Source organism: Anaerorhabdus sp. (assembly GCF_036657415.1).
Taxonomy (GTDB): domain Bacteria; phylum Bacillota_I; class Bacilli_A; order Erysipelotrichales; family Erysipelotrichaceae; genus Anaerorhabdus.
The window spans coordinates 1-8,616 of sequence record NZ_JAVXGL010000083.1; the positions used below are offsets into that span (position 1 = coordinate 1).

7 protein-coding genes and 1 pseudogene are annotated in these 8,616 nt (G+C 32.1%); 7 read left to right on the forward strand and 1 reads right to left on the reverse strand.

What is annotated here, in order from left to right; genetic code table 11:
- Nucleotides 1-251 (forward strand): annotated as a pseudogene (locus RSB60_RS09705) (radical SAM family heme chaperone HemW); the annotation flags it as partial.
- Between the two features lie 30 nt (nt 252-281).
- Here the strand turns inward: RSB60_RS09705 and RSB60_RS09710 are convergent.
- The gene (locus tag RSB60_RS09710) at nt 282-1,139 is read right to left on the reverse strand and encodes an NAD(P)-dependent oxidoreductase (RefSeq protein ID WP_323380616.1); all 858 of its coding nucleotides are present in this window, start codon (nt 1,137-1,139) and stop codon (nt 282-284) included.
- 160 nt (nt 1,140-1,299) lie between these two features.
- Between RSB60_RS09710 and RSB60_RS09715 the strand changes: the two genes are divergently transcribed.
- The 6 genes from RSB60_RS09715 to RSB60_RS09740 all read left to right on the forward strand — a co-directional run.
- Nucleotides 1,300-2,838 (forward strand): ATP-binding cassette domain-containing protein, encoded by a 1,539-nt coding sequence (locus RSB60_RS09715; RefSeq protein WP_332616027.1) that lies wholly within the window; start codon nt 1,300-1,302, stop codon nt 2,836-2,838.
- Between the two features lie 115 nt (nt 2,839-2,953).
- On the forward strand, nt 2,954-3,220 hold the full coding sequence (gene rpsO, locus RSB60_RS09720; protein WP_323380614.1) for a 30S ribosomal protein S15: 267 nt from the start codon (nt 2,954-2,956) through the stop codon (nt 3,218-3,220).
- A gap of 205 nt (nt 3,221-3,425) precedes the next feature.
- Nucleotides 3,426-3,812 (forward strand): Fur family transcriptional regulator, encoded by a 387-nt coding sequence (locus RSB60_RS09725; RefSeq protein WP_332616029.1) that lies wholly within the window; start codon nt 3,426-3,428, stop codon nt 3,810-3,812.
- A 206-nt stretch (nt 3,813-4,018) separates the two neighbouring features.
- Complete coding sequence (locus RSB60_RS09730; protein WP_323380610.1) at nt 4,019-4,612, forward strand: TetR/AcrR family transcriptional regulator; 594 nt, start codon at nt 4,019-4,021, stop codon at nt 4,610-4,612.
- A 7-nt stretch (nt 4,613-4,619) separates the two neighbouring features.
- Complete coding sequence (locus tag RSB60_RS09735) at nt 4,620-5,321, forward strand: ABC transporter ATP-binding protein (protein WP_323380609.1); 702 nt, start codon at nt 4,620-4,622, stop codon at nt 5,319-5,321.
- A gap of 1 nt (nt 5,322) precedes the next feature.
- A partial coding sequence (locus RSB60_RS09740) for an FtsX-like permease family protein (RefSeq protein WP_332616032.1) occupies nt 5,323-8,616 on the forward strand: 3,294 nt, incomplete at its 3' end.

Consider the following 8,616-nt stretch of genomic DNA (forward strand, 5'->3'; position numbering starts at 1 on the left):
TTCAAGAAATAATTCCACTTACTCAAGAGGATGAAATGTTTGAAATGATTATGATGGGATTACGGTTACGCTGGGGCTTAGATTTGAAACAATTTGAGGAAAGATTTAATCAAAAATTTGATGATGTTTATGTCAATGAAAAAACTTCTGCGATTAATAAAGGATGGTTAATTGAGAAAGATAATTTTCTCATGTGTACAGATAAAGGGTATGAAATTTGTAATTCTGTTATAGAGGAATTCATGAAATAAAAAATTGTCTCATTATGCGAGACAATTTTTTTATTTATGAAGATAGTATTCGTAGATAGCTTGAGTTCCCAAGTCTTCTTCGCCATGGTCAATCATATCTTGATACATAGATTGAACTAACTTAAGGACAGGCAATTCAAGATTGTTTTTAGTTGCACAATCAAGAGCGATGTTCATATCCTTTACAAAATGTTTAATGAAGAATCCTGGGGTAGTATCATGATTAATCATTTTTGGACCATTGTTAGTCATTTGCCAACTTCCAGCAGCACCAGCACTAATTGCATTAAGCATAGTGTTTTGGTCAAGTCCCATTTTTTCAGCGTAGATGATAGCTTCCGCGACACCTGTTACTGCTCCAGCTATTGCGATTTGATTCGCCATTTTGGTATGTTGACCCATACCAGAATTTCCACAATAAATAATATTCTTACCCATAGCTTCAAATAAAGGCATACAACGTTCAAAGATTTCACTATTACCACCAACCATGATTGATAATGTTCCATTCTTTGCGCCAACATCGCCACCAGAAACAGGGGCATCAAGTACATGAATGTGATTCTCTTTTCCTTGCTTAGCTAATTCTTGAGCTAGTGTAGGACTAGATGTTGTCATATCAATTGCAATTGTTTCCGATTTAGCATTGGTAAATATTTTTTCATATACTTCTTTAACATCAGCAGGTAATCCAACGATTGTAATCACTGCATCAACATTGCGAACGCAATCTTCAATTGTTGTACAACATATAGCTCCATCGTTTTCTAATACTTTTGCTTTCTCTAAAGTACGATTATATACGTTGACTTCAAATCCGTGCTTGAGTAAATTTCTTACCATCGAAGCACCCATAACACCTGTTCCAATAAACCCAATCTTTTTCATTTGTTTCACCTCGTATTTATTATATAACATTCTGTGACCTTGAAATAAAATAAAAATGATATTATAATGTTTTGGGGTGAGAGCATGCGCAATTTACAAAAATAAGAAAACTAAATTGAATCTAAACTTATTTTTGTTACGCCTTTTAGGAGGTGGTGCTATGCTTGAAATTAGAAATATTACAATACAAACACACAAAGGAAGAACGTTAATTAATAATTTAAGCTTTGTGTTAAATAAAAATGATAAAATTGCAATTATAGGTGAAGAGGGTAATGGAAAAAGTACCCTTTTAAAAGCGATTATAAATCCCAATCTAATACAAGATTATGTTAGTATACAAGGCGATATAAACAAAAATGGTTATCAATGTGGTTATTTATCACAAACTTTAGATTTTAGTTGGAATGATACAGAATTGTTTGAATTTATTGTTAAGAAAAAACCAAGTGAAGGATTGGATCCAAGTTATTACAATGATATATCAAAAGTAGTTGAATGTTTAAGTAAAGTGGATTTTGACAGTTCACTATTATTTGAAAATCGATTAATGGAATCGTTTAGCGGGGGTGAGAAAGTAAAAATACAACTCGCTAAGATTTTATATGAACAACCAGATATACTATTACTAGACGAGCCAACCAACGATTTGGATTTAAAAACACTTATTTGGCTAGAGGAATTCATCAAAGAGATTGATAGACCGGTTTTATTTATTACCCATGATGAAGTTTTATTGGAAAATACAGCCAATGGAATATTACATTTAGAACAGTTGAAAAGGAAAACTTCTCCTGTTTGGAATTTTGAACATTGTGGATATATAGAGTATTGTGAAAGAAGAAATTATAACATTCAAAGAACAAATCGAATTGCCTCCAAGGAAAAGGCAGAGTATGAAAAGCAATTAGAACGTTATCGTCAAATCTATCAACGGGTCGACCACGAATTAAACAGCGTATCTAGACAAAATCCACATGGTGGGCAGTTATTAAAAAAGAAAATGCGAAGTGTAAAAGCCTTGGGTAAACGATTAGAAGACAAAGAACTTACGCATAAAATCGAACCAGAAGAAGCGATAGAAATCTTCTTTGATGAATGTACGGTAAATAGAAATAAGATTATTCTTGATTTAGAATTACCTAAACTTCAGGTTGATGATAGAACGTTATGCAAAGATATTAGGTTACTGGTAAAGGGCAATGAACATATTGTTTTAATTGGACAAAATGGTACTGGAAAAACAACATTGTTAAAACACATAGTACAATTATTACAAAATAGAAAAGATATAACAGTTGGATATTTGCCACAAAACTATGGAGATTTACTTCCAACAGATATCTCACCAGTCGAATTTTTATTGAAAAATCAAGAATACGAGATGAAGTCAAAAATTCAATCCTACTTAGGTTCACTAAAATTCACAAGTGACGAGATGGAACATAAGATTAAACAATTGAGTTATGGTCAACGATGTAAAGTTATGTTAATTCATTTAGTAATTAATCAATTTAATGTATTACTATTGGATGAACCAACACGAAACTTAAGCCCTTTATCAAATCCGGTAATACGGAAAATATTTGGTGATTTTGGTGGATGTATTATTAGTATTTCACATGATCGCAAATTTATTGATGAAGTTTGTGATACGGTTTATGAAATTTCTAATCAAAGTTTTATAAAAATGGATTAAAAGATTGCATTTTGTAATGAATCATGGTATATTTTACTAGCTTTTGTACTGGGGTATTTGACTCCTCGTCGATAATCTCGGTTCATTAGGACAATAGAAAATAGGAGGAAACACAATGTTATCTAAAGCAGAAAAGACTCAAATCATGAAAGATTATGCTCGTTTTGAAGGGGATACAGGTTCTGTGGAAGTTCAAGTTGCAGTTTTAACAGCTCAAATTAACCGTTTAACTGAACACTTGAAAGAACACAAAAAAGACTATCATTCAACTCGTGGTTTAATGAAAATGGTTGGACGCAGAAAAAATTTCTTAGGTTACTTACGCGATACTGATGTAAACCGTTACCGTGTATTAGTACAACGTCTAGGATTAAGAAAATAGTTTCATATATCAATAGAGATAACTTTTACAAGAAGTTATCTTTTTTTATTTATTTGAAATGGTTTTAATGCTAATCAATTTTATAGGCTTTTGTAATCAATTTACTTGCCTAGAAAGGGTCTAATAGATATTATTATAATATCTTTAGCAATAGAATATCCTTTGATACTTTTATTGTGGAGACGGAAAATATGGAGTGAATAAAATGAAAGAGACCAGAAACACAAGCCAAAAAGACATTATTAGAAAAGAGATTATGCTTCAAAGTGATCACTTAACAGCTGATCAAATCTATGTATTGGTAAAAGAAAAAATGCCATGCATAAGTCGTGCAACAGTATTTAGAAATCTAAAGAAACTTGCAGAAATGGGAGAGATAGGATTTGTACCTACCATGGATGGTGCTGATTGTTTCGATTATCGAAATCATAATCATTATCATTTTAAATGCAATGAATGTCATCGTTTATTTGACACTGATATTCCTTATGATGAAAATTTAGATAAGGTTGATTCAGAATTCAAAATTTTAAAACACGAGACATTGTTCTATGGCGTTTGCCCAGAGTGTTTTGCAAAACATACGGTATAAATTGTAGGGGTGGTTTATTTATAGACTGCCTTTTTATTATGTTGAAACAGTGTAAAATGAAAGATTACCACTTAATGAATACTGCAGAAAAGTAAATATAAAAAGCTGAAACTGGAAGGAATATCTTTCTAGTTTTTTCTATATAAATAAGTATTGACAAATAATGAACTTCTGTTTATTATTGAATAGTGAACGGAGGTTCATTTATGGCTCAAGTATTAAAAGATGAAGTTAGAAATAAGATACTTCAAGCTGCAAGTGTTGAAATTATTCAACATGGAATCGATGGATTGCAAATGCGAAAGATTGCTGAAGGAGCAGATGTTACCGTAGGAAATCTATATCGCTATTATGCTGATAAAGAATCGCTAATACATGCAATTATCGAACCTGCTTTGAATGAAATTAATGATTTATTACAGTTAATTAGTGATCAACAATTATCTTTATTGCAAACATCTTCAGAAATTGATTTTAATAAGATTTACGAGAATTTGGAAGTATGTTCAAAAGGATTAGTTGATATCTTTTATAGACATACAAGTGCGATGTTATTGTTGTCGAATGAGTATGAATTATCACATTTAACGGATTGGTTTAAATCAATTCTTTTTAACATTTTGAAAATTAATGAGCCAGATTTAAATTCTAGAGAATTGGAGTTTTTAAGTTCTCTAGTAGCTATTTCAATTATTAAAGGTATGCAAGAAGGGTTCAAGATTGCATTGCAATCGCCAGAGGCTTCAAAAAATTTGGATAAAGTAATTTTGAAATACTTACAAATTGTTTTAAGGAAATGAGGTAAATATGAGTTATATCGAATTTAAAAATGTAAAGAAAATATATCATGTGGGAGAAGTGGATATTGAAGCACTGGCAGGTGTAGATTTCACTATTAATAAAGGTGAAGTTGTCATCGTAGCAGGAGCTTCAGGTGCAGGTAAAAGTACAATTCTAAATATCTTAGGTGGAATGGATACTTGCTCCTCGGGAGAAATAGTAGTAGATGGTAGTCGTATTGATGAAATGGGTGAAAAAGAATTAACAAATTATCGTCGATATGACATTGGATTTGTTTTTCAGTTTTATAACTTAGTTCAAAATCTTACTGCAAAAGAGAATGTTGAACTAGCTACGCAGATTTGCAAAAATCCATTAGATGTTGATTTAACAATTAAACAAGTTGGATTGGAAGAGCGCAAAAATAATTTTCCTTCGCAATTATCAGGAGGAGAACAACAACGTGTTGCTATTGCTCGTGCTTTGGCAAAAAATCCAAAACTTTTGTTATGCGATGAACCAACTGGTGCACTTGACTATAACACAGGAAAACAAATATTAAAATTATTACAAGATACAAGTCGTGAACAAGATATGACAGTAGTTATCATCACTCATAATCTTGCGATATGTCCAATGGGGGATAAAATAATTAAAGTAAAGAATGGAAGAATTTCATCAATTGAAATAAACGAGAATCCTGTATCGATTGATGATATAGAATGGTAATATGTCAAAAGAATTAATTGTTGATACGTTACGTACAATCCGCAAAACAGCGGCTAAATTCTTAACACTTTTCTCAATTGTTGCGATAGGGGTTGCATTTTTCGTAGGGGTATGCGCAAGTGCACCAATTATGAGTTATAGTGTTGATAAATACAATGATGAATATGACTTGATGGATTTCCAACTTTATGCAACGTTTGGATTTGATGAAGACGATATTCGGGCGATTCAAAACGTAGAAGGAGTACAAACGGTAGCAGGAAATAAATTTGTTGATGTAATTGGACATGTGGATAATCGTGATACTGTCGTACGAATTGAATCGTATAAACCAAATCAAGAAGTAAATAATTTTGTGCTTGTGGATGGCAGAATGCCAGAGAATGCGAATGAATGTTTAGCTGAAAGTGGTGGCAGACTCTTTCAAGGATTAGAAATTGGTACAACAATTGAAATTAGTCGTCCGGAAAATGACTTAAGTGATTTTACGGATGTAACAAAATTAAAGATTGTTGGATTAGTAAGAACACCAGAATACTTGAATGAAGAAAAAGGTAATAGTACTTTAAGCAACCGCGCAATCCAAACATATTTCTTTGTGCCAGAATCGACTTTTAATAATGATTTTTATACTTCAGTTTTAATTACCGTAAAAGGCGCAAAAGATTATAATAGTTTTTCAAATAAATATTTTGATTATGTTGCACCAATAGAAGCAAATTTAGAAACTCTTTCAAAAACACAACAACAAGTTCGTAGAGATAAGATTGTTGCGGAAGCAACGGAAAAATATAATGACGGACTCAAAGAATATGAGGATGGTAAGAAAGAATTCGAAGATGAAATTGCTAAAGCTGAAAAAGAAATTGCCGATGCAAGAAAGAAAATTAAAGATGGTGAACAAGAAATCATCGATAATGAGATAAAACTAGAAACTGAAACGACAAATGCCAAAGCAGAATTAGATAAAGCACAGGCAGATCTTGAAGCTGGTCTAGTACAATGGCGAACAGAAAAAAATAATTTTGATACTGTAACAAAGCCTGGACTTATTTCTCAAAGAACTGATTTGGAAAATAAATTGAGTCCACTTCTTACAGCAAAAACTGGATTAGATCAAGTTAATGCGGCATTATCTTCACTTAATCATAATAAAACTGTACTTAATGCATTTTTAGCATCACTTAATCCAAGTGATCCAGCATATACAGAAACTGCGAATCAAATACTCTTAGTTGAACAAGGAATTGCACAAGCTGAAGCTAATAAAAACATTATTTTAACTGAATTGGCTAAGTATTCATTAGATGAAAGCACTTTAGGTCCGACTATTGATCAGTTACAATCGGGAATCAGTCAAATAACAGCAGGAATTACTGAAGGTGAATCAAAACTAGCTGCAGCAAAAACACAATTAGATTCAGGATTTACGCAAGTTTATAATGGACAAGTTGAACTTGAAACAACTAAAGCAGATGCACTTACAAAAATAGCAGACGCTAAAGTTGAACTAGCTAATGGGAAAAAAGAATTGGCTGAAAATCTTGTGACTTTCGAAGATGAAAAAGAAAAGGGTCAAAAAGAATTAGATGATGCTAATCGTGATTTAGTTAAAGCTAAAGAAGATATTGATGCCATTGGCGAAGCAGAATGGACAATTCTAAATCGTGAAAAGAATTACTCAAGTAAAACTTATAGTGATACCATTACTCAAATGGAAGCGATTGCTTCAATCTTCCCAGTGTTCTTTTTCTTGGTTGCTGCATTAGTTTGTTTGACAACCATGACACGGATGGTAGATGAACAACGTGGACAAATTGGAGTCTTACGAGCTCTTGGTTATAATAAATTAGCTTGTGCTTCTAAATACTTAATTTATGCAATTGTCGCAACATTATTAGGTGGCATTGTAGGAACTGTGATTGGCCTATTAATCTTCCCTTCAGTTGTTTATAGTGCATGGGGAATGATGTATGTTTTACCACCAATTAAAATGATCATTCCATGGGATTTAATTTTACTTTCTAATACATTGTTCATTGTAGTAATGGCTCTTACAACTTGGCTTGCATGTCGTCAAGCAATGAATGAAGTTCCTAGTCAATTATTGCGTCCAAAAGCACCAGCAATGGGTAAGAAAATTTTATTGGAAAGAATACCATTTATATGGAAACGATTCTCATTTACTTCAAAGGTTACAGCGAGAAATATTATTCGTTATAAGAAACGTTTCTTCATGACAGTATTAGGTATTGCTGGATGTACGGCTTTACTGGTTGCGGGATTTGGTATTAAAGGATCAATCTCAACAATTGTTGATCGACAATTTAAAGGGATTTATTTATATGATGGCTCAGTTACATTGAGCGATGATTTAACACAATCACAGATTGCCAAAATTGATAATCAAATCAAAGAAATGAGTAACATCGAAGCAAGTTTAGCATTAACTGAATATACATCTAAAGTAATTGCTAATGGTGTTGAACAAACAGCTATTGTTTCAATTTATCAAGATAATGCTGAAATGTCAGAAATGAATAATATTCAACACCGCAAGAATAAGAATGAAGTGATATTAGATGATTCAGGTGTGATTATTAATGAAAAACTAGCTGAATTACTAAATATTGGTGTTGGTGATACAATTCAAATTGAAAGTGAAAACGGCATCATGAAGAATTTTACTGTAACGGATTTATGCGAATGGTATGTAAATCATGCAGTATTTATGACAAAAGCAGCCTATGAGAATGCATTTACCATCAAACCAGTTATTAATTCTATTCAAATTAAAATGATTGAAGATACACCTGAATTACAACAAAATATTAGTAAAATTGATGGTGTTGATTCGTTAAATTTCTATGGAGGTATTATTGATAATTTCAACCAAATGATTAATGGTTTAGACATTGTCGTGGTAGTTTTAATTGTTAGTGCTGGATTGCTTGCGTTTGTTGTATTAAGTAATCTTACAAATGTCAATATAAGTGAAAGACAACGTGAAATTGCGACGCTTAAAGTATTAGGATTTAATCGTAAGGAAGTTAATGCGTATATATATAAAGAAAATTTCATACTCACATTTATAGGTTCACTCGTTGGTTTACTACTAGGTGTTATATTGCATCGTTTTATTATCTTAATGGTTGAAATGGACTATGTTATGTTTGGACGAGATGTAGGTGTAATGGGCTTGCTTTATTCGGTTGCTTTAACAATGTTCTTTGCATTACTAGTGAATATGGCAATGACCTTCAAGCTTCGTAAGATTCAAATGGTAGAGTCTTTG